The following is a 24,898-nucleotide window of genomic DNA, read 5'->3' on the forward strand; positions in this document are numbered from 1 at the left end:
CCCAAAGCGGCCGGCCAGTACCGACAGAAACCGACCAAGAGCAGTCTTAACAACTGGCTGCCGAGGTGCGCAGGGCTAATGACTATTGGCCGAAAGCTGCGATAATTGCGCGTGCCTCTAGGACTGCCTGACTGGCGGGGGAAGCTCTAGACGTCAAACCTTGGGCTGCATCCAAGCTTTCTACCTCAAGCTCTTCTAACTTGAAGTAGTCAAAGGTGTATTGTCCTTTTGCGCTATTTTCAACTATCGCGTATTTAACGAATAGGAAGCGACTAATTTGATGTGACTCCCTGATGAGATGTCGCTCCCACTCATCAAAATTGGGATGAATAAATAAGTAATTTTCGCCTGTTTTGAGCTTTTGCGTGTCCAGCTTGTCAATAACGAAGTGGTCGTCTTCTCCCTTTATCTCCATGTTGCATCTCTTACAGGAGATTGAGAGATTCCATGGCTCAAAGCAAAAAGGCTTATATTTAGTATTGCCCTTGGGTAGTATATGTTCGCGATCGATCATGAATCTGCCACCCCCTTGTAGAATAACTCTACAGTAGCAGCACGTTTCGCCATGGCGAGCAAGGTGATGTGATCGAATTTTGTTTTTTGCACTCTTGATGTGATCGTTTTTTTCATCCCAAGGTTTCGGCAACGCTAGCGCAGCCTGGATTGCATCTGTTTCATAGGCAGAGAACACTAGGCTGGAAAGCGCTGGCAAGTATGCGTCAACCATCTATATTCTATCCTTTCGAACAGACTGGCTTCTTTTTCGTAATTCGACCTTGTCAACGAGCGCGAGCAGTGCGGAGAAAAAACTGGTTTGGGTATCGTCAAAGCTGTGGCTTTGCATTTCCCTGATCAAATTGACAACCTCTACTTTCGTCATCTGATCGCGTTCGTATTGATTTATCGCTTCCACTATTTTTTCGCTAACGAAGTGGTTTTCAGGTGTAATTACTTCGAAAACTTTCCACAGAATGGCCTCAATTGCACTTGAACCCATGTTTATCTTGTTTGCCTGAAGGTTACGGGAGTTATCTGACGTGATCTCAAAGACAGATACTAGATCCGGTCGTTCCGTAATTGCACCTGTAACTAGCATTGGGGAATGAGTGGCTATAACGACAGTCGCACTACGATAACCCAAGGCTGAAAAGATTTTGCCTACATATTCTCTTTGCCAGCTTGGGTGAAGACTGTTCTCAGGCTCGTCAATTAATACCAGCGAATTTTCTTCTACTGTGTTGGCCAAGAAGATCATAGAGCATATGAGTGATAGCTCCCCTGAACTCGCACCACTCAACTCAAATTCTGCCCCGTTTTTTTTGGCTAAGTAAACTTCGATGCCGTCGATAATCCCGGTTTGTTTGAGGAATTTTTCGGCGCGTATGACTCCAGAAAACTCACGACTTATTGTAAATTCATGGATCGTTCTCGATTGATCAATCCATAAAATGTCGTCGTGATCCCATCGCTCGATGAAGCGCCTTGCACTCATATAGTCCTCAAGTTCGTCAGCTTTCTTGAAAAGTCGCTGATAATCAGGAATAAGACTTTCAAATCTTGTAACTGACCCCGAGTCAGCTCCCCTGAGCCTAAATCCGAAGCGCGGTTGATAATGGCAATAATCTAAGATCGAGCTAAGCTGGTAAAATTCTGAGTTTTCTGTGTTAAGCGCCTTTGCGATAGCCTTTTTGATGATTGCTGCCGGTGCAGTTCCGGTCTGAGTTCCTGGAAATTTATTGACGTTTCTAAGTCTGTTGAGTCGACCATATGGTGTATTTGAAACCACTGTGATTTGTCTTGAGCTTCGGTTTTTCTTCGCTAGGTCTAGCAAATAAAAGCTTTTGCCCGCCCCATTTGGACCTACTAATAGTGCTACACCGTCATCGCGTCCTGTTTGCTTACCGAATTCGAGTTCTGAGAGAGACATAAAACCTTCGCTATTATTAGTATTCGCTGGCTATTCAATGCTCAGCGAAGACGTCCATGGGCTGATTCAGGTTGCACAGGACACCATATGGGGTGCGGCTTTCAGTTGGTTAACATTAAAGCTTCTTTCAAAAACCAGAAATTGATCGCCCCGTTAGTAATAGTGCATCCATTTACGCCTGAGCGCTGTTAAGTAACTTCTCTAGCTCTTCACGCCTCTGCTTTGCATTAAGTCTTTCCACCTTCTGGCTCAGTATGTATTCAATGGCCAGCCTCAACATCGGAAACAACTTTAGGCATTCTGCTTCTGAGCAACCGTGTAGCCCTTGAGAAAGAAATCCGTATAGTCTCGGGTGCTGCACCAAATCAGATGGCAGGAAGTCTTCTAGAGCTGTTACCTTATTTGCCATTTTAAGTGTAGGATACGTTCCCCCATGAGTAGACATCCAATCATCGTCTTTTGTGGCCTCTTGATAAGCTTCTTCTACCAAATGCTCGAAAATCTTGCGAAGATAAACTATAGAGCCAGCACCTACGCCATGAGAGAAAAGACCTAAAGCTTTGGTGTAACCTTTCAGATGCTCCTCATTCAAAACTTTACGATAAATCTTTAGGTCTTGTTTTGCAGCGTCAGCAGCGGATGGATACTGACCTATCTTTGTCACGCCATCCTCTTCATGAATTCTGAAAGCGTAACATGCAATGTGCTGCTTTACCCGAGAGCATCTAGCTTCAATTACGCACATAAAAGGATTTTTAAATTTTGTGCACAAATCTTCGCGAATGGGTGACATAGGGGGGTATTCAACGACAAACAAAGTCCTATCCTTGCACTCCACACAATAAGTATCAATTGATCCTGTAAATTTAATTAGAGCTAACACCTTATCAAAGCTAGTATCGCTCCACTTGTAAGCCTCATACATAGCCACAGATAAGAAAAACTCACTAGGCGTTGGGAAATTATTGTCTGACACCTGATCCTGCTCCATGCTATGTGGTCATGAAGGCATTTTGCCATAGGCCAGCTATGCTTTCCTAGAGGTAAAGAAAAGCCCCAGCTTGTGAGGATCGTGCAGCATCAAACGGCATCGTGCCGTACCGATCTTACCGTGCTTAAGGGCGGCCATAGCCGCGAGTGAACTGCATACTCTACCTACCAAAAGGGCAATTAAACTGGAACACTGAATTATCCTTAATTTTCAGGACGCCTTCGACTGGTCCCTTTTGGCTGTTAGCCTTCCTCAGCGGGTCGAACGAGAAAAGGGGACAACGAGAAAAGGGGACAGATTTATTTTTTGGAGAAAAGTGGAAGGAGAAAAGGGGACGGATTTATTTTTCGGTAGCGCGAGACTTGAAAATAAATCTGTCCCCTTTTCTCTTCTAAACGAGCTGTGTGATTCAGGCAGTTTTCAGAATGTTTGCGGCCTCTTTTACGCGCCCAACTTGGATCATTTGAAAAAGCCCGCGTTCAATGTCAACGACACGAGCCGTCGGCAGGTAAGTTTGAGCGATATAAGCGAGATGTTCGCACCACCTCTCATAAGCATTCGAATTCCCTTTGTTGGTGGGAATGCTTGTTTTGTCTTCTTTAATCGCCGCTAACACAGTGTCGTTGTGGATTTGGTGGATTTTCATGATCTGCCTATCCAGTGTCGCGGAATTCACCGGATCTAGATACATACGGACCTTGCTTACAAACGAGACCTTAGAAAATTGAGGCAGTCCCAGTTTAGCGATTTCGTAGAGTGTCGGACGAGCGTGATTTGTGAACAGCTCTGAGGCTTTTTCAAGTTGGTTATTTGTTACCGCAGCCCTGAAGCTCTCTGCGCGAATAAGGGCAAGCCCTCCCATTTGCGCAAAGCCCCAGTAAAGAATATTCGACAGGCCGTCTTTAACGTCTTTAGATGAAGGACTGAGCAATTGTTTCCGGATTCGAGCTTCAAGCTGGCACATGGAAAGCCCAATGACAGGAGTTTGTGTGGCGAAGTCAAAATGGGCCGTCGGGAAAGAATATGCACTTACAGCGTTATTCAAATCTCTAGCTTGAGCGGTACAAAGAGACATCAATTGCTCCTTTCGTGCTTGGGAATTCTAGTGCCAAAGCCCTTATAGGTAACATAGCAGCAAGGCCAATTGCCACTACTTGGGCGACAACAGCTGCCTCAAGGCTCAAAAGGAGCAGGCATCGAAGTCTTCCTCTTATGGCCGTAGTCGCTCACGCTGGGCAGCAAGGAGTGGGTAGCTGCCAAAAACGAGCGGCAGCTAATGGCCGATTGCTGCCCTCGGCGAGAGACCGCCATGGGTCGATAGCAGTCAAAAAAGACCGAGCCAGCTCTAACGCCTCCACCTCCGTTACAGCAACCACCTGCAAAACACCAAACCCATTACTAAGCCCCGCGTCCTTCTGCAAGCCCCTTCGAACACCGCAACTCGCGAGCATTCGCGAACTATTGAAACCTCACCCCAAGCTCTCTTTACTCTCACGACTCGACCACCAAAACCCAAACAACACCAACCCCTCCACCGGCTCATAAAACATCATCACCAAATCCGCCCCCCAACTCTGGTAGTGATACGCAGGCACGCTAGCCACATGGTGGAACGGATTACCCGCAGGACTACACGGATACCCCGCCGTAATCCCGCTCTTCTCACATTCCGCATAAGCCAGCGTCAGGCTGGACACCGGAAACTTCATGAAGTCCGCCACACCGCCAATCTGCTCGACGAACGCCACCCGCTCGACCCGGTGCAGCGGCACGTTCTCCGCCAGGTCCGATGGGCAAAGCAGCACCCCTGATTCGTGATACTTCTTTCGCGCCGCCTCATAAGCCGCTTTCTGGTCAGCGTAATGCGCCAGCAAACTTTCCCGCGCTTCGACATACGGATCAGCAAGGTGCTCATTATCCGGATGCAGGAAGAAGTAACGCGGATCGCCCATCAGTCGGTAGCGTCCTTCCTCGACCTTGAAACCAATCCAGTTGGTGTGCAAAAGCGGGGAGTGCCACGGGGTGTCTTCGGTCGCCTGGCCAACGTACTCATGCTCGGTGGGCTCCAGCGGCCCCAACATCGTCAGATAGCCTGACCACTCGGGGTTCACCACACTCAGATCAATGCCGAAAAACGGCTGCAAGTGCTCGATGAGGTCGGCCTGATCGTCCACGAACACCGTCTCCGGGTCGGGGAACGGGTACAGGCCATAAGGGACGTTTCGGTAGTCCGGCCAGTACTTCGCTACTTCTCGAAGTACACCCATGGCCTCCCGGTCTGCACTCAAGCCTTCCTTGTAAACCTTCAACAGGGCCTGCGCGGCCTCGAAATGTTCGGGGCTGAGTTGCGCCAGGTCATCCGCGTTGACGGTGTAGCCAGAACACTCCTGCATCGACAGTACGATCGCGCGTAAACATCTAGCGGACGCCCGATGGTCATGGACGAGGACGTCCTTGTACTTGAGAAAGGGGGATTCGCTCATCGTTGGTCGTCCTTAGCCGAGATTTTCTTAGTTAAGCAAAACGGCACCCCGAAGGATAATGCCAGTCAGTTAAACCAATTGGGGCCGCTTTGCGGCCCTTCGCGACGGTTCGGCGCTCCGACAAGCTCGCTCCCACATAACCTGCACCTTGGCCAGGATCCTGTGGGAGCGAGCTTGCTCGCGAATGGCTGCAAAGCAGCCCCAAAATAGGCGCCAAAACGCTAACTGACTGGCATTACCCCAAAGGGTGCCGCTATGCCTTACACACCAAGCAGTTTTACGACGCAGCTACAACCGCCGCCTGAGCAGCCTGTGCCTCCGCCGCCGCCCGCGCATTCTGCCGCGCCATGCCGCTGGCATAGAGCTTGTCCAGCTCGGCTTCACCACGCGCAATCAGCTCTTCCTGAGACTGGGCAATTTTCTTTACTACGAAGTAGTGCAGGGCGGTGAGTGCTGCGTAGCCGACGATGAGCGCGGTGACGATGTCGTCACTGCGGCGTTGCGTCATCATGAACGCGAAGGCCGCCAGGTAGATCAGGCCGCCGCCGTAGGTCAGCAGGGCTTCGATCTTGTGCGAGCCCGGCACGACGTTCTTGGTGTAGATGCCGCCATTGCCGTTCCAGTTGATCCAGCCCGCCCAGACCAGCGGCGACATCAGCGCGAACAGCGGGAACATCGCCCAGCCGAAGACCACCAGGATGCCGCCCCAGACCAGCGAGGCCACGGGGTGGTATTTGGTGCCGGTGTCGACGAATTTCTTGCTGGTGGAGTAGTTGATGTCGAGGAAGCTGCGGCCTTTCCAGCTCATGGTGCCGAAGATGTGGCCAGGGCGCGCCTGCAGGTTGCCGTTGCCGGAGTAGGTCACGTCGGTGTCACGGTTGATGTCGTACAGCCAGGTGTTGTGGCTGACCTGTACGTCATGGCTGGTGTGGCTTTCCAGGTTGCCGAAGGCGTTCTGCTGGACGGTGGTGTTGCTGAACACGGTGTGGTTGGTTCTGGTGTCCAGCACGCGGCCGACCAGCAGTTGCATGTCGTCCAGGGCATTGGCGCTGTCGCCGAACACGGTGCGCCCGGATTTGCCCCGCTGCCAGATCGAAAAACCGACGTAGCCGATCGCGGCGCCGATGGCCAGCCAAGGCCAGCGGTAGGAGGTGACGATTTCGATGTTGTACATCAGATCGATTTCGGACTCATAGATGAACCAGAAGGCCGCCAAAGCACCCGCGCCGGCGAAGGCCAGCGCCGATTTGCGCTTGAATGCCGCGTAGCCGGCAGCGACCGTCAGCAGAAAGATGATAAAGCTCACTTCGTATCCTCGTATTGGTAAGACCGTTTCCGGTTCGGCGACAAGATACCGGCGCCAAGGACCTGAGGCGAGTGAAAGTTGCAGTTTGCCATCATTGCGGGATGGCTCTGGGGCGGGGCTTTGCGCTTTCAGGGTGAAGGGCGTCGTTAGTTGGCCGCGACAAGGCGGGTCCAGTAACGGGTATAGCGCTCGACACGCACCGGCAGGGCGCGGGCGATGACGCCGAGGGCCATGCCGATATCGTCCAGCGGGTAACTGCCGGACACCTTCAGGTGGCCGATTTCTGCCGCGCAGCCGAGGTAGCCGCTGCGGTAGCGCTGCAGTTCGGCGAGCAGGCGGTCGAGGCGCCAGCCGTCCACTACCAGGCGGCCACGGGTCCAGTTCTCCGCCTCGCGGGAGGAGGTATCGGAGGTGGTCAGGCGGGTGTCGCTGAAGTGCGCCGAGTGGCCCGCCTGAATCACTTGCTCTGCGCCGGTCGTCTGGCGCGGTCGCACGGCGACGGCGTGTTCGAATACGTCGAGGCGGGTCTGGCGGTCTTCCTGGCGGACGCTGAAGCGGGTGCCGAGAGCGCGCATGTCGCCTTCGGCGCTGCGCACGATCAACGGGCGCGGATCGCTGCCGGTGGCGAGGTGGATTGCTCCGGCCCGGAGGATCAGCAGGCGGGTGCCCGTGTCGAAGCGCAGGTCCACGGCGGAGGCGGTGTCGAGGGTCAGGCGGGTGCCGTCGGCGAGGATTTCGCTGCGCCGCTCGCCAGTTGCGGTGCGCCGGTCAGCCAGCCAAATGCCGGACTCGCGGTAGCCACCCCAGCCCACCGCTCCCAGTCCAACACCCATAAGGAGGCCTTTGAGCAGGGTGCGCCGGTCCACGCCGGGGGCTTGTCGCGTGACCTTGTCCAGCACCCGATAAGCCAGCGGCCGCGGCACGGTGCCCATCTGCGATTGCAACAGGTTCAGGCGCTCCCAGGCCCATTGATGACTGGGGTGTTCGTGGTGCCAGGCCAGCCATTGCGCCTGGATATCCGGGTTGTCGGGGCTGGCGCCCATCCGCGCGAACCACTGTGAGGCGTCGCGCAGGGCCTGGCGTTCGCGGGGGCTGGTCACTCGGCGGATTCCAGGGCGAACAGCAGGCAATGTTCGGTGGCGCGGGCGATGTACTTGGTCACCGAACTGACCGAGACATTCAATTGCGCGGCGATCTGCGGGTAGGTCAGGCCCTGCAATTGCGACAGCAGGAATGCCGTCTTGGCCTTCACGCCGAGGCTGCTAAGCATGCGGTCGAGGGCCTGCAAGGTCTGCAGCATCCCCAGCCGTTCCTCGGGAGACAGATCGTAGTGCTCCGGCTGTTCGGCGAGGACTTCCAGGTAGGCGCGCTCCACCGACTGGCGACGGAAGCTGTCGATCATCACCCGCCGCGCGATGGTCAGCAGAAAGCTCCGCGGCTCTTTGAGGCTGGCCGCCACAGGGCTGCGCTGTTCGGCCAGGAGGACGCGGATGAAGGTGTCCTGGGCCAGGTCAGCGGCCTGCTGCGAGCAGCCGGTGTTTTGGCGCAACCAACTGACCAGCCACGGCTGATGGCGGGAGTACAGCTCTGCGACGGGGTTGAGGGGATAGGCCATGGTGACGGGGAATGCATGAATGGGAATGAGTCGCAATATATGTAAACTTGCCGCCTCCGGCAATCGCTTCGAGGAGGCGAAGCCGTGATTGAAAAAATTTCGCGGGGCATTGTCGGTTTCCGTCCAGGTGCGCGACTGCACTACAGAACTTGAAAAAAACACTTGGGCATCAGGAGACACCATGCAGTACGACCGCTTCACCGCCAACCGCGGCTTGCCGTTCAAACGGGCACTGCTCAGCGCCTCGCTGTGCCTGGCGCTGGCCAGCACCGCGCACGTCCAGGCCGCTGCCGCCAGCAGCACCGCCATCCACAGCTACAGCATCGGCGCGGGGTCGCTGGGGAGCGTGCTCAACCGCTTCGCCACCGAAGCGGGTGTGGCGCTGTCGTTCGACACCGGGCTGACGCAGGGCAAGCAGAGCAATGGCCTGAGTGGCAACTACGGTGTCGAGCAGGGCTTCGCCGTGTTGCTGGCCGGCAGCGGCCTGGTGGCGGTGGTCGGCGCTGATGGCAGCTTTGTGCTGGTGCCGGCTGCCGAAAGCGGCAGCGTGCAATTGGGCGCTACCAGCATCAACGGCCAGGGCCTGGGCAGCACCAGCGAGCATTCCGGTTCCTACACCACCGGTGCAATGCAGACCGCGACCAAGCTGCCGCTGTCGCTGCGCGAGACGCCGCAGTCGGTGACCGTCATCACCCGCCAGCGCATGGACGACCAAGAGCTGCGCACCCTCGATCAAGTGGTACAGGCCACCCCAGGCCTGCGCAACAGCGCGTCGCGGCCGACCAACAACGAGTTCTTCTCCCGCGGCTTTCCCATCACCAACCTGATGTTCGATGGCCTGAGCACCACCTACAACGCCGACTGGGTGAGTAACGCCGACATGGCGCCCTACGACCGCGTCGAAGTGGTCCGCGGCGCCACCGGCATGATGCAGGGCGCGGGCGAGCCGTCGGCGGCGATCAACATGGTGCGCAAGCGCCCGACCCGCGAGTTCCAGGGCAGCGTCAAGGGCAGCGTCGGCAGTTGGGACAATTACCGCGGCGAGCTGGACCTGTCCGGTCCGCTGAACGACAACGGCAGCCTGCGCGGGCGCCTGGTCGGCGCGTATCAGGACAAGCAGGGCTTCCAGGACTACACCGGCAAGGAGCGCAGCGTGCTCTATGCCATCGGCGAGGCCGACCTGAGCGAAGACACCACCCTGACCCTGGGCCTCACCAACCAGAACGACAACCTCAACAGCAACTGGGGCGGCCTGCCGGTCAACCGCGACGGCAGCCACCTGAACGTGCCGCGCTCCACCAACCTCGGCTATAGCTGGGGTCATCAGGACACCGACACCCAAACCCTGTTCGTCGAGGTGGACCACCGCCTGGCCAACGACTGGCGCCTGCATCTGGCAGCGTCGAAAAGCTGGTCGGACTACGAGCTGATGGGCGCGGTGCTGGAGCATTACGCCAGCTACCAGCAGCGCATTTTCAACCAGCGCCACGACTACGATCAGTCCTCCTACGACGCCTACGCCAGCGGTCCTTTCAGTCTGCTGGGACGCGAGCATGAGCTGGTGGTCGGCGCGAGCAAGCGCGAGGTGCGCGACAGCGTGCGCGGCGGCAGCCTCATCCACGTGGTGGGCGGCATCGACAACTGGGACGCCCACAGCCTCGACCGGCCGGTGGTCCCGGACCTCTACACTCAGGCGGAGAAGACCACCCAGGAAGGCGCCTACCTGACCACCCGCTGGAACCTCGCCGATCCGCTGAAGCTGATCCTCGGCGCGCGCCTGGACTGGTACGACTCCGTCGCGCTGTACAGCACCACCGACGCCTACTACACCCCGGACGCCGACCCACGAGTGCGCATCGTGCGCAACGTCACCAAGTACGCCGGAGTGATATACGACCTCGACGACAACCACTCGGTCTACGCCAGCTACACCGACATCTTCAAACCGCAACGGGAGAAGAACACCAGCGGCGGCACCCTCAAGCCCATTACCGGCAAGAACTACGAACTGGGTATCAAGGGCGAGTACTTCGACCGCACCCTGACCGCCAGCGCGACCCTGTTCCAGACCGACCAGCTCAACCGCGCCGCCGATGTCGAGGACATCAGCCGCTGTACCGGCCAGCCCGCCGGCAGCTATTGCTCGGAAGCTTCCGGCAAGGTGCGCAGCCAGGGCGTGGAGTTCGAAGTGATCGGCGCGCTGACCCCGGACTGGCAGGTGGGTGCCGGCTACACCTTCGCCCAGGCCAAGTACCGCAAGGATGCCGACAAGGCCAAGGAAGGGCGCCTGTTCGACACCGACATCCCGCGCCATCTGTTCAAGCTCAACACCACCTGGCACCTGCCGGGCGAGCTGAACCAGTGGCGCGTGGGCGGCGACCTGTATGCCCAGAGCCGCATCTTCAACAAGGGCGTTTCCTCCACCTACGGCAATTACCACATCGAGCAGAACGCCTACGTGCTGGTCGGGTTGATGGCCGGGTACAAGGTCAGCAAGGACATCGACACTCAGCTCAACTTCAATAACGTCTTCGACAAGAAGTATTACCAGGGCCTGGCGATGAACAACTCGTGGAGCCCGTATGACGTATACGGCGAGCCGCGCAACTTCACCCTGACGGCAAAGTATTCCTTCTGATCACTAGCCCACCCCCTGCGGGGTGGGCTGCCTCTCCGGCATGATTCCAAACAGCCATGGCCCTTTCGCAGCGAATGAGATAAATTCTCAATCCCATTCGTCCAAGAGCCCCTTGCCGTGGCTGACACCAACAAGCTGATGCACGACGTCTACAGCGAACACCACGCCTGGGTGTTCGGCTGGCTGCGCAAAAAGCTCGGCTGCGCGCATAACGCGGCGGACGTGGCACAGGACACCTTCCTCAGGATTCTCTCGTCTCGCGATGCCTTGCTGCTGGCCAGCCAGTCGCGGGGCTACATCGCGACCACCGCGCGCAACCTGCTGATCGACCGCGCCCGTCGCCAACGGCTGGAAAAAGCCTATCTGGAAGAGTTGGCGCTGCTCGCTCTGGAGCATCACGGTGCGCCGAGCGCCGAGCGGATCTGGGAAACCCTCGATGCGCTGGAGCAGATCTGTGCATTGCTCGAAGGCCTCGGCGCCAAGCCGCGGCAGGCGTTTCTGCTGCATTACCTCGAAGGCCAGCCGCAGGCGCGGGTCGCTGAACAACTCGGGATTAGCGTGCGCATGGTGCAAAAGCATCTGGTGCAGGTGCTGCTGCATTGCCAGAAGGTGCGCCAGCAGCCGTGAGCGACGACAACGACCTGGCCCTGCAGGCCGCCGAATGGCTGGTGCTGCTCAGCGCCGACGATCCCGTCGAGCGCGAGCAGGCCGAGCGTGATTACCAGCAGTGGAAGCACCTCAGTCCCGCCCATGCCGAGGCCGCTGAAGGCATGGAGCGTCTGTTGGCGAGCCTGCGCGGAATACGCCAGGAGCCCGCCAGCGATCAGCGCCTGCACCGCTTGATCGACGGCGAAGTACGTTTTACCGAGCGTCGGCGGCGCAACAAGCGCCTCGGCGCGGCGCTGGGTTTGAGTCTGATGTTGCTGGTGCCGGGCTGGCTGACCTGGCAGCACTATCCCGGCGCGTTGTTGTTCGCCGATCTGGATACCGCAACCGGCCAATGGCAGGAGACACGCCTGGAAGACGGCAGCCGCCTGATTCTGGCGGGCGGCAGTGCGGTGAATCTGCATTTCACGGCGTCCGGCCGCGAGGTGGAGTTGCTGCGTGGCGAGATCCGCGTGGAAGTCGCCGCCGATGCGCAGCGACCATTCCAGGTGCTGACCCGCGAGGGCAGCATCCGCGCGTTGGGCACGCGGTTCGTGGTCAGCAAGCAGGCCGAGGCCACCGACCTGAGCATGCTTGAATCGAAAGTCGTCGCCCGTGCCCGTGAAGGGCAGGGCGAGGCGGTGGTCGCGGCGGGGCAGCAGGTGCGGATTCATCGCGATGGCCTCGATACTCTGCAGGTCATCGACCCGCAGGCCACCGATCAGGCCTGGCAGCAACATCGCCTTCTGGCACGCGGCCTGCCGTTGTCGCAGGTGCTGGAGCAACTGGAACGGCAGTATGTCGGGGTGCTCAGTTTCGACCGCGAGGCGCTGGCGTCGATCCAGGTGTTCGCCTCGCTGCCGCTGGACAATCCGCAGCGGGCGTTGCAGTTGCTGGAAGCCAGCCTGCCAATCGAGGTCAGCCGTGTGACGCCGTGGTTGACGCGGGTGCAGTTGCGGCGCGAGTAGGCCGTGTGAACGATTTTTTGCGGCGGTGGTTCGTCTTTTTCCGGGTGGTGCGTTGAGGTTCATGAGAATGAAATTCAACACAGGGAGACGCTTCACCATGCCGCAACCACGCATCCGCACCCGGATCAAACCGCTGTTCCTGGTCATCCAGTTGGCCTGCGCACTGCCGCTGGGCATCGCCGGCCAGGTTCACGCCGAACAAACGGTCGCGCAGTACAGCATCGGCGCCGGTGCGCTGGGCGATGTGCTCAGCCAGTTCGCCGCCCAGGCCGGGATCGACCTGGCGGTCGATGGCCGTCTGGTGTCCGGCTTGCGCAGCGCTGGTCTGCACGGCAGCTTCACCGCCGAGGACGGTTTGCGTCACCTGCTGACGGGCAGCGGCTATGGTTTTGCGCTGACCACTGCGGGCTATGTGCTGGTGCCGCAGCCGGAGCAGGGCGCGGCGCTGCAACTGGACGCCACCAGCATCAATGGCGTTCTGGCCTCGCAGAATCCCAAGGGGCCGGTGGATGGCTATCTGGCGACCCGTGCCAGCAGCGCCACCAAGACCGACACGCCGCTGCTGGAAACCACCCAGTCGATCTCGGTGGTTACTCGCGACCGCATGGCCGTGCAGGGCGCGCAAACCGTCAGCGAAAGCCTGGGCTACACCGCGGGCGTGCACGCCAATGTCGCCGGCAACAATCCCACCGACAACACCATCATGGTTCGCGGCTTCCAGCAGATTAATACCAACGCCTACACCGACGGCCTGCGCAACAACCAGATCGGCTACTACGCGCCCGAGCCCTACGGCATGGAGCGCATCGAAGTGCTCAAGGGCCCGGCCTCGGTGCTCTACGGCCAGGGCTCGCCGGGCGGTACGGTGAACTTTGTGTCCAAGCGCCCGACCTTTACCGAGCAGCGTGAAGTGGGTGTTTCCGTCGGCAGTCATGACCGCGCGCAGCTCTACACCGATGTGGCCGGCGTGCTCGATGAGCAGAAGACCCTGGCGTACCGCGTGGTTGCCCTCGGTCGTGATGCCAACAACGGCATCGACGGCATCAAGGACGACCGCGTCTACATCGCCCCGAGCCTGACCTGGGCGCCGAATGAAGACACCTCGCTGACCCTGCTCGCCTCGTACCAGCGCAACAAGAATCTGTTCACCAGCAACATGCCGTACTCGCTGTTCGACGGCTCCAACCCCAATGGCCGGGTGCCGCGCCACCGTTCGCTGAACGAGCCCGGCTTCGATGCCGAAAAGTCCGAGCAGACCAGCCTTGGCTACGAGCTCAGCCACGCCCTCAGCGAGCACTGGACCTTCCGCCAGAACGCCCGCTTCACCCACTACACCGGTTATGAAAACCAGTTGTTCCGCAACAGCGGGGTGATCAACACCACCACCATCAACCGCTATTACCAGCTGCGCGATTACCAGAACGACAACTTCGCCATCGACAACCAGTTGCTCGGCGCCTTCGAGACCGGGCCGTTCAGCCACACCTTGCTCAGCGGTGTCGATTATCAGCACAGCAAGCGCTCCAACCCGAATCAGACCGGCGACGCTCCGGCGATCAACATCTATGCGCCTGACCGCAACGTGGTGGTCGATACCAGCCGCTACACCAGTCTGATGGACACCTCGGTCAAGAGCCGGCAACTGGGCGTCTACCTGCAGGACCAGATCAAGCTGGGCAACTGGGTCGCGTCCTTGGGTGGGCGCTACGACTGGGCCAGCCAGGACACCGACAGCCGCACCTATACCGTCGCCACCAATCGCACCACTGGCGGGTTACAGACTGTGGACGCGGAAGACTTCACCGGCCGCGTCGGCCTCGGTTACCTGTTCGACTCCGGGGTGTTCCCGTATATCAGCTACACCGAATCCTTCGTGCCGACCTCCGGCACCGACCGCAGCGGCTCGGCCTTCCAGCCGGAAACCGCCAAGCAATATGAAGTGGGCGTGAAGTACCAGCCGACCGGCTACGACAGCTACGTCACCCTGTCGGCTTTCGACCTGCGCCGGCAGAACGTGCTGACCACCGATGTGGCGGCGCCGAGTTTCAGTGTCCAGGAGGGTGAAGTCTCTTCACGGGGTATCGAACTGGAAGGCGTGCTCAAGCCGGTCGAAGGGCTGAACGTGATTGCATCCTGGACCCTGAACAAGGTCGAGGTGAGCAAGGACAACCCCAACGTTGCCGGCGTCAGCAACAAAGGCAAGACCCCGGCCCGCACACCTGAGCACCTGGCCTCGCTGTGGTCCGACTACACCTTGCAATCCGGCCCGCTGGCGGGGCTCGGTTTCGGTGTCGGCGTGCGTTACACCGGCTCGACCTACGGCGATGCACAAAACACCTTTCAGGTGCCGGATTACACCGTGGTCGATGCGATGGTCAGCTACGACTTCGGCAAGGCTGATCGCAGCCTCGATGGCCTGAAGGCGCAGGTGAATGTGAAGAACCTGACCGACAAGTATTACGTCGCCGGTTGCTTTGCCACGGTCGGCTGCCTGCTGGGGGCGGAGCGGACGGTTACGGCGGATCTGACGTACAAGTGGTGAGCTGACCTCATCGCTGGCAAGCCAGCTCCCACAGGGTCCTGAGCTAGACACAAAATCCTGTGGGAGCCGGTCTTGCCGGCGATGAGGCCGGCAGGTGCAGCCCGGTTGTCTGGTCTGGCCTCATCGCGAGCAAGCTCGCTCCTACAGAGGCATGAGCTGCGCGGAAGGGTCCACCTCACGCCGAATAAAGCGCCACAGCCTTGCGCAGGTTGTCGCGCACATGCTCGCGTAACCCCACCGGCCCCAGCACTTCGATATCCGCCGCGTTGCTCAACAAAAACAGGCGCAAGCCCTGGCTGTCGAGAAGGTTGCAGGTCAGCTTCCAGTGCTCGGCGCCATCGGGTTGCAACACTTGATCATCGGTCAGCGGGTTCTCCCACAGCCGGTTGTACAGGTTGGCGCCAAGGCGCAGTTCCAGGCGGATTTCGCCGTCGCCATGCAAGGTCATCAAATGCCGCTGGGCCTCCAGCGAATGCACGTCGTAGCCCTCGGGATCGGCGATGTTCACCCGACCCGTGTCGATTGCAACGATGCGGTGCAGCATCAACGCACACAGCTCGCCCGGCCCGTTGCTGCCGTATTTGCCGCGCGGCTTTTGCGGGTCGGGTTGATAACCATCAAGCCACTGCTCTTCCGCCACCAGCGCCGACAGGTAGGTGTTGGAATCCTGGAGGGAGAGGGCCAGCGGCTTGAGCTGATAGACACACAGCGCGTCATCCGCGTCCCGTGGGCGGTAGGTCACGGCCAGTGGCTCGTCGCGGAAAATCGCCTGTTGCAGACGAGTCAGCAACGCGGCGTCATAGCGCCCGGGCCGCAGCACCATGAAGCGGGTACCAGAGGTGATGCGCCGGCCCAGGTCAATCCCGCGCCGGGTCTGATGGTTCATCACGTGGATGGCGAAGTTGCGCAGCTCGGTCAGTTGTTCGGTGTGGGTCTTGAGCCCGAAGCGCTCGGCATGATCGAAGATCGCCGACAACGTCATGGCCTCGATCGGCAGCAGTTTCAGCTCATGCTGGTATTTGCTGATCCGCCACAGGATCGGCAGGCCGTTGCCCTGTTCCTCGGGCTGCACCACACCTTTTCCTTCAAGCCATTCGAGGTCGCGATTGATGGTTTTCAGTGAGCCGGACCATTCGCTGTCAGCGCCGTGCATCAGTTTGAGCAGGGTCGAGGCGGGTTGCGCTTGCTGCTGGCGGCCTAGCGCCTGGAGAAGCCGCTCGCGGCGAATTTCAAAATTTTTCATCGAATCTGGCGGACCTGGACAAAAAGTGGGAAGGCTGGCTGTTTTCATACCCGGGCTGACAGGCGATAGTGCCTGCGCCAGCCCACAGGAGCATCACATGAAGCGTCAGTCCTACCTCGCTGCTACTCACGTTGCCGGTTTTATCGACTGGTTGGCCACCGAGCTTGAATCGGTTTCGCTGTTCCGCCACCAATACGTCGACCGCCGCAAGGCATCCATCTGGCAGTGCAGCGACCTGTTCGACGCCTTCGAAGGTTATCGCTGGAACCATCCCGGCAACGAGCGCCTGGGCTACGACGCCGGCGACTGCCCTCGCAGCAACGCCATCGCCCTCGATGCCCTGCGCCGTGACCTGCTGGCGGCCAGCGGCGATGATGCGCGCAGCCTGCTGGCCTCGCTGGACGTGATGGCCTGGGGCGGTGTCAGCGCCCGTAACGCCGACTGGCTCAAGACCAACGAACACGGCCTGGCGCAGACCCTGCGCACGGTCAAGGCGGCGCTCGACGCCGGCGATCCGCAAGTATCGGTACTGCGCGACAAGGGCCTGCGCTTCAACTCCGGCATGACCAAGGTCTACTCGCTGCTCTGTGAAGACTTCCTGATCTACGACAGCCGCGTGGCAGCGGCGCTGGGCTGGCTGGTGGTCAAGTATTGCAAGGCCAAACACCTGGCCTGGGTCCCGGCCGAATTGTGCTTCCCTTGGGCGGCGGCCAAGGAGGGCGCCAACAGCGCCGCGCCGAAGCAGCGCAATCCGGGCAACCCGCAACTGCAGTTCAAGCGTCTGCGCGCCGGGCATCACCATGCGCTGTGGAACCTGCGGGCAAGCTGGCTGCTCAGTGCGGTGCTGGCGCATCCGGCGGCGGCCGACAGCCGTTTCAATCGGGTGACCGGGCCGGTCACGCCGCTGCGGGCGCTGGAGGCCGCGTGTTTCATGATCGGCTATGACCTGGGCACGGACGACGGCGTGCAGGAATACAGCGACGAATTCGCCCAACGGATCCTGGCAGTGGCGGAAGAGGATTTTGTCGAGATCGATGCCGATGAGCTGATCGGGCAACTGGATGAAATGATCAAGGCTGCGCGGGAGAAAAACTGCGGGCGGGTGTGACGCGCGGGATGAGAGGGGCCGCGTCGGCGGCCCCCGCACCTTGCTTCAGAAGCTGTATTTCACATTGAACATCACGTTGCGCGGGTCGCCGTAATAGGCGGTGTTGTAGTTGCCGATACCGCTGTAATACACCCGGTCGAACAAGTTGTTGAGGTTCACCGTGCCCTTGAGCTGGTCAGTGAAATCGTAGCTGGCCAGCAAGCCAACCAGCGCGTAGCTGCCGCGATTGAGTTTCTGCGGCCCGACCTGCTCGTCGAAGCTGTCATCGATAAAGAAGCTCGCGCTCTGCCATTGCACATTGCCGCCGACGGTGGCCTTGTTCAGCACGCCGGACAGGCGATAGGTGGTGGCGGCCTTGAGCAGGTGCTGCGGCTGGGTGGCGGCAACCCGCACATGGTCGGCGTCATAGGATGCCTGATAGACGTAGCCGGCATTGACGTTCCAGCCCGGCAGCAGCTCGCCGGCGATCTCCAGTTCCACGCCATTGGTGGTCGCACCCGACACCGGGCGCATCTCGGCGTTGCCTGCGCTGTTGGTCCGGCCGGTGCTTTCGGCGAGGTTGTCCTGCTTGAGCTGGAACAACGCCACGCTGGCGTTCAGGCGGCCGTCGAAGTACTCGCCCTTGATCCCCACTTCATAGCTTTGGCCGGTCAGCGGGTCGATCGGCTTGTCGTTGGCATCCTTGTTGTACGGCTGCGGCTTGAAGATGTCGGTGTAGCTGGCGTAGACGGTGTACTGCTCGTTGAGGTCGTAGGTGATGCCGGCGTAAGGGATGACCTCGCCGCTGTTGCTGGTCGGGTAGCTGCGGGTCCGGCCCAGCGCGTTGAGGCTGCTCAGGGTCCAGTCATAGTCGTTGACCCGGGCGCCGATGATCACGTTGAAGGCATCAGTGGGCTTGAGTACCACGGCCGCGTAGCTGACCTTTTGCGTGGCATCGATTTTCTGCGTCGACCACCACGCCCAGTCGGTCGGGTAGGTGGCGTTGTTGTTCCAGGTGAACGGGTTGACGGTCTCGTCGGTGGTGCCGTCGGTGCGGCGCGACTCGGCATCGGTCTTCGAGTAGTTGTAGCCGACCACCAGTTCGTGGCTGCGGCCGAAGAGCTGGAACGGCCCCTTGGCGTACACGTCGAAGGACTTTTCCTCGGTGTCGGTATCGAACTTCGAGGCGCCGCCGTAATAGAAACCGTGGTCGATGGTGTTTGTAGCCGGGTCGATGTGCGCGGCCGACAGCCCGGCGAGAATTTCCCGCGATTTGTACTTGCGGTAGGTGGCGGTGGCCTTGAGCATCCAGTCGTTGTCCAGGCGGTGCTCGATGCCGACGAAGCCGCGCGAAGTGTCCTGGTTGCGGTAGGCCCACTTGTCCGCCGGGTTGCTTGAGCGCGACAGATCGACCCGCCGGCCATCGCTGTAGAACACCGGTAGGTGGGCGTTGCTGGTCGCGTCGTTGTTGTTCTTCTGGTAATCGAAACCGGCACTGAGGGTGGTGGCGTCGTTCAGGTCGGCTTCGAGGATGCCGTAGAAAACCTGCTGCTCGCCTTTCTGGTAGTCGATGAAGCTGTCGTGCTGTTCGCTGCCGGCGACCAGCCGCCCGCGCAAGGCGCCGCTGTCCACCAGTGGTCCGGAGATATCCAGCTCGGTGCTGTAGCGGTCCCAGGAACCGGCGCCCGCGCCGACATGGCCCTGGAATTCACGGGTCGGGCGCTTGCGCACCAGATTGATCACCCCGGACGGATAACCGATGCCGTTGACCAGGCCGGTGGCGCCCTTGAGTACTTCGACGCGGTCGTAGATCAGCGAGTTGCCGATACTGTAGTTGTCGCGCACGTTGCCGCCGTCGGTGCTCAGGCTGGGAATGCCGTCGTACTGGAAGGCCTGGATTTCGAAGCCGCGGGAATAGTAGGTGTAGCCCTCGGAGTTCTCGCGGTTGACGGTGACGCCGGGGGTTTGTTGCAGCACCGAGGCGAGGTTGACCAGTCCCTGGTCGTCCATCTGCTGGCGGGTTACCACGCTGACCGATTGCGGCGTCTTGCGCAGCGACAGGTCCATGCGCGTGGCTGAGGCACTCTGGCCGACGGTGTAGGCGCCGGTGCCTTCGGAAATCGCGCCGAGGGCTGCGCTGTTGATGGTGGTGGCGCCCAGTTCCAGCGAACCGTCCGCTTTGGGCAGTGGCCGCAATGCGTAGCTGCCGTTGCTTTGCGGCAGTGCTTGCAGACCGCTGCCCTGCAGCAGAATGGCGAAGCCTTGGTTGACGCTGTAGCGACCGTCGAGGCCGGCGGACTGGCGGCCCTCGGTCAAGGCAGCATCGAACGAGATGGCGGTGCCGGATGCCGAGGCGAAGGCGGCGAGCACCGAGGTCAGGCTGCCGGCGGCAATCCGGTAATGCTGCCCGGCGCTGACTTCGGCGGCGCTGGCGACGCCTGGCAGGCTGCCGACAGCAATGGCGCAAAGCCCGAGGCGAATGGCCACGGCCACAGGTTTCAGCAAGCGTGCATGCGGGTACTTCATGGTGTTCCTCCCCCAAATGAGGCCGTGCAAACGGCACTTGTCGAGGGATTGGCCGAGTGGGAAAGGCAAATCGTGCAACGCCCCTGAAATTATTTTCCGCGCAGGACGATCACGCGCCGGCAGGCAGCACCGTGACCCAGTAATCGGTGCGCCGCACCACCCGCAGGCCGAAGCCGCTTTCCAGCGCCGCCAACGCGCGGTTGGTGTCGTCCAGCGGGAAGGCGCCGGAAATCTTCAACCGGGCGATGGCCGGATCACAACGCAGCCAGCCATGGCGATAGCGCGACAGCTCGGCGAGCAGATCGCCCAGCGGCTGCTCGATGGCAATCAGGCTGCCGTTGCGCCAGGAGGCGACTGCGGCATCGCTGATTCTGGTCGCGCCAAGGCTGGCGCGGTCGAAGCGTACCTGCTGGCCGGCCTCCAGGCGCAGCACCTGCGGGCTCAGTGCCGGGCGCACTTCCACGGCTTTTTCCAGCACCGCGACCTCGCACCAGGCGTCGTCGCTTTGCACGGTGAAGCGCGTACCGAGGGCGCGGACCTGGCCTTGCGCGGTCTCCACCAGAAAGGGCCGACCCAGTGAGTCCGCCGCGGTTTCCACCAGCAGCCGGCCGCTGAGCAGGCGCAGCAGACGCCGGTCGTTGTCGAACGCCACATCCAGTGCCGAATGGCTGTCGAGCAGCAGCGAACTGCCGTCGGCCAGCGTCAGGCGGCGTTGCTCGCCGATGCCGGTGTGGTAGCTGGCGGTCATCGCGATGCGCCAGTCGCTGTCCCAGGTGCGCCAGCCCAGTGCACCGACTCCGGCCAACACCAGCAATTGGCGCATGACCCGCCGGCGCGTCTGCCCGGCGTTGCGCAGCGCCGAGGCGGCGACCTTGCCCGGCACGCCTTCGACCATCCACCGCACCTGTTCGACCTGCTGCCATGCCTGGCGATTCAGCGGATCGGCGTTATGCCAGAGCTGCCATTGCTGGCGCTCGGCCTCGGACTCGCAGCCCGACGACAGCCGCGCGTACCACTGCGCCGCGCTGCGCAGGGCATCGCGTTCGGCCGGGTCAAGAACGGGCCGCGGCTCGCTCACAGCAACCCCATCTGCATCAGGCAGCAATGCTCGACGGCCTTGGCCATGTGGTTGTTCACGGTGCGTAGGGAAATGCCCAGGCGCTCGGCGATCTTCGGGTAACTCAGGCCCTCGAACTGGGACAGGATGAAGGTCTGCTTCACCGTGTCGCCGAGGGCATCGAGCATGCGGTCGATCTCCACCAGGGTCTCCAGGACGATGGCCTGTTCTTCCTGGGAGGGATGCTCACGCTCGGGCAGGGCGGCGAGGGCTTCGAGGTAGCTATGCTCCAGTGCCCGGCGGCGGAACAGGTCGATCACCAGGCCCTTGGCCACGGTGCTCAGGTACTGCCGCGGCTCGCGGATGTCCAGGGCCTGACGCGCCTTGATCACCCGCACGAAGGTGTCCTGGGCCAGGTCGGCGGCATCGCTGCTGTTGTCCAGACGCTTGCGCAACCAGCCACGCAACCAGCCGCAGTGGGTGGTGTAGAGGTCATGGACGGCGGAACGCAGGGCGATATCGTCGGCGGGCATGAGAAAACATCACTAATGAGAATTGGTTGCAATTCTCACCTTGTTGTCGCGGGGTTTGCAATGACTTGTTACGGCTATTGAGCCGGGAAGGAAATGGTCCTAGGGTTGACGGCCACCATCGACATGGAGACCGACATGGCACAACAGATAGTGCTCCTTCCGGGCATCGGCAACTCCGGTCCCGGGCACTGGCAGCGGATTTGGGCAGACAGCGACGCCGGCATGGCACTGATCGACGGGCAGGACTGGGATCAGCCGGTACGCGAGCAGTGGGTCGAGAACCTCGACAGGACACTACGCCGTATCGGCCCCGAAGCGATTCTGGTGGCGCATAGCCTCGGCTGTCTGCAGGTCATTCATTGGGCGCAGGCCCGCGATGTGCGGATTTCCGGTGCGATGCTGGTGGCGCCACCGGACCCGCAAGGTCCGGCGTTTCCGTCGCAGGCATCGGGGTTTGGCGACGTGCCGATGCAGCGTTTGGCATTCCCCACGTTCGTGGTGGCCAGCAGCGATGATCCCTACGCCAGCCTCGCTTTCAGCCGGCGCTGTGCCGAGGCGTGGGGCGGCCGTTTCGTCGAGGTGGGTGCACGCGGGCACATCAATGGGCAGAGCGGACTGGGCGACTGGGCGCAGGGCAGGGAACTGCTGGATGCACTGAGGGTTTCGGCAGCGGGCTGATTTTCGAATGAATCTCTGCCCGTTCGGGGTGGTCACAAAAATGTCGACCATCCCCATCGAGCCCGCAGGGCAGAGAGGTATTCATGAGCAATGATGAACTGGAGCGTGAAGTCCTTACCCGTTTGTTGCACGCGCACCCGGAAGGACTGGGCAAGGAAATTCTCGACAACTACCGCGGCGAAAAGGCCGTGGCCGGGATGCTCAAACATCTGCAGGAACGCAACCTGATTCACGGCAATCCGGTGACGGTGCAGGACCATGAACCGTCGGTGACCTTTCCGATCAAGCTGACCAGTGCCGGCGTCGATGCCGCGCGGCGGGCGGATGGGACAGGCGCTCAGGGACGTTAATCTTTGCAGCGACCGCGACGGTCCGGCGCCCCCGAACCGTCGCGGTTGCCTGCGCTGTTACAGCACCGGCGTACGCGGCGGAATCATCCGCCGATTGCCGGTGGCCTCGAACGCCGCGCCCAGGCGCAGCAGGTTCGAGTCGTCATAGGCACGACCGGCGAAGGTCAGCCCCACTGGCATACCGATATCGGCCATCACGCCCATCGGCACGGTGACGGTCGGTACACCGAGGTGGCGAATCGCGAGGTTGCCGTTGGCGACCCAGACGCCGTTGCTCCAGGCGATATCCGCCGACTCGGGATTCACATCGGCGTCCGCCGGGCCAACATCGGCCACGGTCGGGAACAGCACTGCGTCCAGCTTCAGCTCATCCATCCAGTCTTCCAGGTCGATCTTGCGGGTCTTCTCCAGGCCACGCAGACCGTCCGGCACGGTGCTGATTTCGTTCCACGGGGTGATGCCGCGCTCGGCCATCTTCACGTACTCGTCCATGCCGGCGGCGAGGTCGCCTTCGCGGTTGGGCAGGGTGCCGGGGTCGTGCGGGAAGATCTTCGGCCCGTCCACATCCACCAGGCGATTGAGCTTCGGATCACCGTTGGCCTGGAGGAAATCGTCGAAGGCCCAGGCGGTCAGGTCCCACAGTTCATGGTGGAGGAATTCCGGCGAGACGATGCCGCGGTTGAACACGGTCGGCGCGCCGGGGCGGTCGCCTTCGCAGTTGGATACCAGCGGGAAATCCACTTCGATCACTTCGGCACCGGCCGCTTCCAGGGCCTGGCGCGCCTGCTTCCACAGGTCGATGACCGAGGCGCGGGTATTGATGCGCTGGCCGGTCGGGCCGCCAATGCCTGGCGCTTCCGAGGTACCGGCCAGTTCATCGGCATTGATGTACATGCGCGGCACGCCCAGGCGTTTGCCGGCCAGGGCGCCGGCGCCCACTGCCAGTTCCTGATAGGAGATCGGACGCACCGAGGCGACGCTCGGGATCGGCACCCAGGTTTGCAGGCGCCACAGGTCACCGCGGGTGTCCTTGTCTTCGGCGACCACTACGTCGAGCACTTCGAGCAGGTCGGCCATGGTCCGTGCATAGGGCACCACCACGTCCATGGTCGGCGTCAGCGGCCAGTTGCCACGAACCGAAATCACCCCGCGTGACGGGGTGTAGGCGCACAGGCCGTTGTTCGAGGCCGGGCCGCGACCGCTGGACCAGGTCTCTTCCGCCAGGCCGAAGGCCGAGTAGCTCGCAGCGGTGGCAGTACCGGCGCCATTGGACGAACCAGAGGCGAAGGGCGCGGTGAGGTAACCGGCGTTGTACGGGCTTTCGGCGCGGCCATAAACGCCGCGCTGCATGCCGCCGTTGGCCATGGGCGGCATGTTGGTCTTGCCCAGGCAAATCGCCCCGGCAGCCCGCAGGCGCTCGATGGTGAAGGCGTCGCGATAGGCCACCAGTTCGGCGAAGGCCGGGCTGCCGGACGCGGCGGTCAGGCCCTTGACCAGATAGCTGTCCTTGGCGGTGTAGGGAATGCCGTCCAGTGGGCCGAGGGTTTCACCCCGGGCGCGGCGGGCGTCGGAGGCTTCGGCTTCCTTGAGGATTTCGGGGTTGCGCACCACCACCGCATTGAGTGCGGTGGGCGTGTCGGCGCCGTCGTAGGCATCGATCCGGGCAAGGTAGGCCTTGACCAGTTCAACTGCGGTGGTTTGCCCGGATTCGAGCGCGGCACGCAGTTGGGCAATGGAAACTTCGGTGACCTCGATCATGCAGCTTGCTCCGGTGACTGACAGGTAACAGGGAAAGTGCTTCCCTCACGCAGGGACATCAGGCTTTTCAAATTGTTATCTCGTTCGATACCCCGTTGTGCGGCTTTACGCAACAGGGCGGCCTAAAGTGGGCGATATATTTAACACTTGGCGATGAACAAGGGAATGGGGACTACGCCAGACCTGATGATTTTGGCGATAAAGGGCAGCTTTCGCTATTTGGAGGTGTAGAAAAATACGAACAGTCGAACGCTGTCTGCCGAGGCATCAGGATCATTCAGAAGGGAGGGTGAAACAGAAGAAGAAAATGGCAGGGGCGGCTGGATTCGAACCAACGCATGGCAGGATCAAAACCTGCTGCCTTACCGCTTGGCGACGCCCCTGTTGCGACGGATGAAAGAACATCCAGATGCAGAATCCTGCTGTTTGCGAAGACGATTTCGCGAAGAACCAAGTGGTCCGTTGCAGGATGGGCGGCAATTTATCAACTTTTGTTACGTCTGTGAAGCCCTTTTCAAACGAAAGGGGTTTTAAAACAGCGACTTAGTTTG

At 60.5% G+C, this 24,898-nt stretch carries 20 protein-coding genes and 1 tRNA gene; 7 read left to right on the forward strand and 14 right to left on the reverse strand.

All coding sequences use genetic code 11. The features are described from left to right. Nucleotides 1–82: 82 nt before the first annotated feature. The 8 genes from DM374_RS11705 to DM374_RS11740 form a co-directional block, all read right to left on the reverse strand. Nucleotides 83–727 (reverse strand): HNH endonuclease, encoded by a 645-nt coding sequence (locus DM374_RS11705; protein WP_225422478.1) that lies wholly within the window; start codon nt 725–727, stop codon nt 83–85. After that, entirely contained in the window at nt 728–1,927 is a 1,200-nt protein-coding gene (locus tag DM374_RS11710) for an ATP-binding protein (protein WP_110969950.1), read from the reverse strand. 172 nt (nt 1,928–2,099) lie between these two features. Beyond that, nucleotides 2,100–2,918, reverse strand: coding sequence for a hypothetical protein (locus DM374_RS11715; RefSeq protein WP_110969951.1), 819 nt, complete (start codon nt 2,916–2,918; stop codon nt 2,100–2,102). A 409-nt stretch (nt 2,919–3,327) separates the two neighbouring features. Next, the gene (locus DM374_RS11720; protein WP_110969952.1) at nt 3,328–3,993 is read right to left on the reverse strand and encodes a hypothetical protein; all 666 of its coding nucleotides are present in this window, start codon (nt 3,991–3,993) and stop codon (nt 3,328–3,330) included. 394 nt (nt 3,994–4,387) lie between these two features. Next, complete coding sequence (locus tag DM374_RS11725; RefSeq protein ID WP_225422479.1) at nt 4,388–5,401, reverse strand: hypothetical protein; 1,014 nt, start codon at nt 5,399–5,401, stop codon at nt 4,388–4,390. A 277-nt stretch (nt 5,402–5,678) separates the two neighbouring features. After that, a complete protein-coding gene (locus tag DM374_RS11730; protein WP_110969953.1) occupies nt 5,679–6,707 on the reverse strand; it encodes a hypothetical protein in 1,029 nt (342 codons plus the stop codon). Between the two features lie 146 nt (nt 6,708–6,853). Then, nucleotides 6,854–7,807 carry a FecR domain-containing protein gene (locus DM374_RS11735; RefSeq protein ID WP_110969954.1) on the reverse strand — a complete coding sequence of 318 codons (954 nt, stop codon included), beginning with the start codon at nt 7,805–7,807 and terminating at the stop codon, nt 6,854–6,856. After that, complete coding sequence (locus DM374_RS11740) at nt 7,804–8,322, reverse strand: sigma-70 family RNA polymerase sigma factor (RefSeq protein WP_110969955.1); 519 nt, start codon at nt 8,320–8,322, stop codon at nt 7,804–7,806. The genes DM374_RS11735 and DM374_RS11740 overlap by 4 nt, the downstream gene beginning before the upstream one ends. A 181-nt stretch (nt 8,323–8,503) precedes the next feature. Here DM374_RS11740 and DM374_RS11745 point away from each other — a divergent pair, with 181 nt between their 5' ends. The 4 genes from DM374_RS11745 to DM374_RS11760 all read left to right on the forward strand — a co-directional run bounded on the left by DM374_RS11745 (nt 8,504) and on the right by DM374_RS11760 (nt 15,115). After that, nucleotides 8,504–10,960, forward strand: coding sequence for a TonB-dependent siderophore receptor (locus tag DM374_RS11745; RefSeq protein ID WP_110969956.1), 2,457 nt, complete (start codon nt 8,504–8,506; stop codon nt 10,958–10,960). A 138-nt stretch (nt 10,961–11,098) separates the two neighbouring features. After that, entirely contained in the window at nt 11,099–11,587 is a 489-nt protein-coding gene (locus DM374_RS11750) for a sigma-70 family RNA polymerase sigma factor (protein ID WP_110970108.1), read from the forward strand. After that, complete coding sequence (locus DM374_RS11755) at nt 11,584–12,573, forward strand: FecR family protein (protein WP_177431546.1); 990 nt, start codon at nt 11,584–11,586, stop codon at nt 12,571–12,573. Before DM374_RS11750 ends, DM374_RS11755 begins: the two co-directional genes overlap by 4 nt. A 97-nt stretch (nt 12,574–12,670) precedes the next feature. Next, the gene (locus DM374_RS11760) at nt 12,671–15,115 is read left to right on the forward strand and encodes a TonB-dependent siderophore receptor (RefSeq protein ID WP_110969958.1); all 2,445 of its coding nucleotides are present in this window, start codon (nt 12,671–12,673) and stop codon (nt 15,113–15,115) included. A gap of 175 nt (nt 15,116–15,290) precedes the next feature. Here DM374_RS11760 and DM374_RS11765 read toward each other — a convergent pair whose 3' ends face one another. Further along, nucleotides 15,291–16,358, reverse strand: coding sequence for a helix-turn-helix transcriptional regulator (locus DM374_RS11765; RefSeq protein WP_110969959.1), 1,068 nt, complete (start codon nt 16,356–16,358; stop codon nt 15,291–15,293). A gap of 97 nt (nt 16,359–16,455) precedes the next feature. Here DM374_RS11765 and DM374_RS11770 point away from each other — a divergent pair, with 97 nt between their 5' ends. Beyond that, on the forward strand, nt 16,456–17,466 hold the full coding sequence (locus DM374_RS11770; protein WP_225422480.1) for a hypothetical protein: 1,011 nt from the start codon (nt 16,456–16,458) through the stop codon (nt 17,464–17,466). A gap of 45 nt (nt 17,467–17,511) precedes the next feature. On the opposite strand, the gene DM374_RS11775 is transcribed toward DM374_RS11770, so the two are convergent. The 3 genes from DM374_RS11775 to DM374_RS11785 form a co-directional block, all read right to left on the reverse strand. Further along, complete coding sequence (locus DM374_RS11775; RefSeq protein WP_110969960.1) at nt 17,512–19,971, reverse strand: TonB-dependent siderophore receptor; 2,460 nt, start codon at nt 19,969–19,971, stop codon at nt 17,512–17,514. Between the two features lie 109 nt (nt 19,972–20,080). Next, nucleotides 20,081–21,049, reverse strand: coding sequence for a FecR domain-containing protein (locus DM374_RS11780; RefSeq protein WP_225422481.1), 969 nt, complete (start codon nt 21,047–21,049; stop codon nt 20,081–20,083). Then, nucleotides 21,046–21,561 carry a sigma-70 family RNA polymerase sigma factor gene (locus DM374_RS11785; protein ID WP_110969962.1) on the reverse strand — a complete coding sequence of 172 codons (516 nt, stop codon included), beginning with the start codon at nt 21,559–21,561 and terminating at the stop codon, nt 21,046–21,048. Before DM374_RS11785 ends, DM374_RS11780 begins: the two co-directional genes overlap by 4 nt. A gap of 135 nt (nt 21,562–21,696) precedes the next feature. Between DM374_RS11785 and DM374_RS11790 the strand changes: the two genes are divergently transcribed. Together DM374_RS11790 and DM374_RS11795 are read left to right on the forward strand one after the other, a co-directional pair. Beyond that, nucleotides 21,697–22,239, forward strand: a complete 543-nt coding sequence (locus tag DM374_RS11790; RefSeq protein WP_110970109.1) for an RBBP9/YdeN family alpha/beta hydrolase — start codon at nt 21,697–21,699, stop codon at nt 22,237–22,239. Between the two features lie 83 nt (nt 22,240–22,322). Next, a complete protein-coding gene (locus tag DM374_RS11795) occupies nt 22,323–22,589 on the forward strand; it encodes a hypothetical protein (RefSeq protein WP_110969963.1) in 267 nt (88 codons plus the stop codon). A gap of 57 nt (nt 22,590–22,646) precedes the next feature. On the opposite strand, the gene DM374_RS11800 is transcribed toward DM374_RS11795, so the two are convergent. Both DM374_RS11800 and DM374_RS11805 read right to left on the reverse strand, forming a co-directional pair. Next, nucleotides 22,647–24,347 carry an amidase gene (locus tag DM374_RS11800; RefSeq protein WP_110969964.1) on the reverse strand — a complete coding sequence of 567 codons (1,701 nt, stop codon included), beginning with the start codon at nt 24,345–24,347 and terminating at the stop codon, nt 22,647–22,649. Nucleotides 24,348–24,655: 308 nt separating this feature from the next. Then, nucleotides 24,656–24,730 (reverse strand) — tRNA-Gln (locus DM374_RS11805). Nucleotides 24,731–24,898: the final 168 nt, after the last annotated feature.

It is taken from the genome of Pseudomonas huaxiensis (assembly GCF_003231275.1).
GTDB lineage: Bacteria > Pseudomonadota > Gammaproteobacteria > Pseudomonadales > Pseudomonadaceae > Aquipseudomonas > Aquipseudomonas huaxiensis.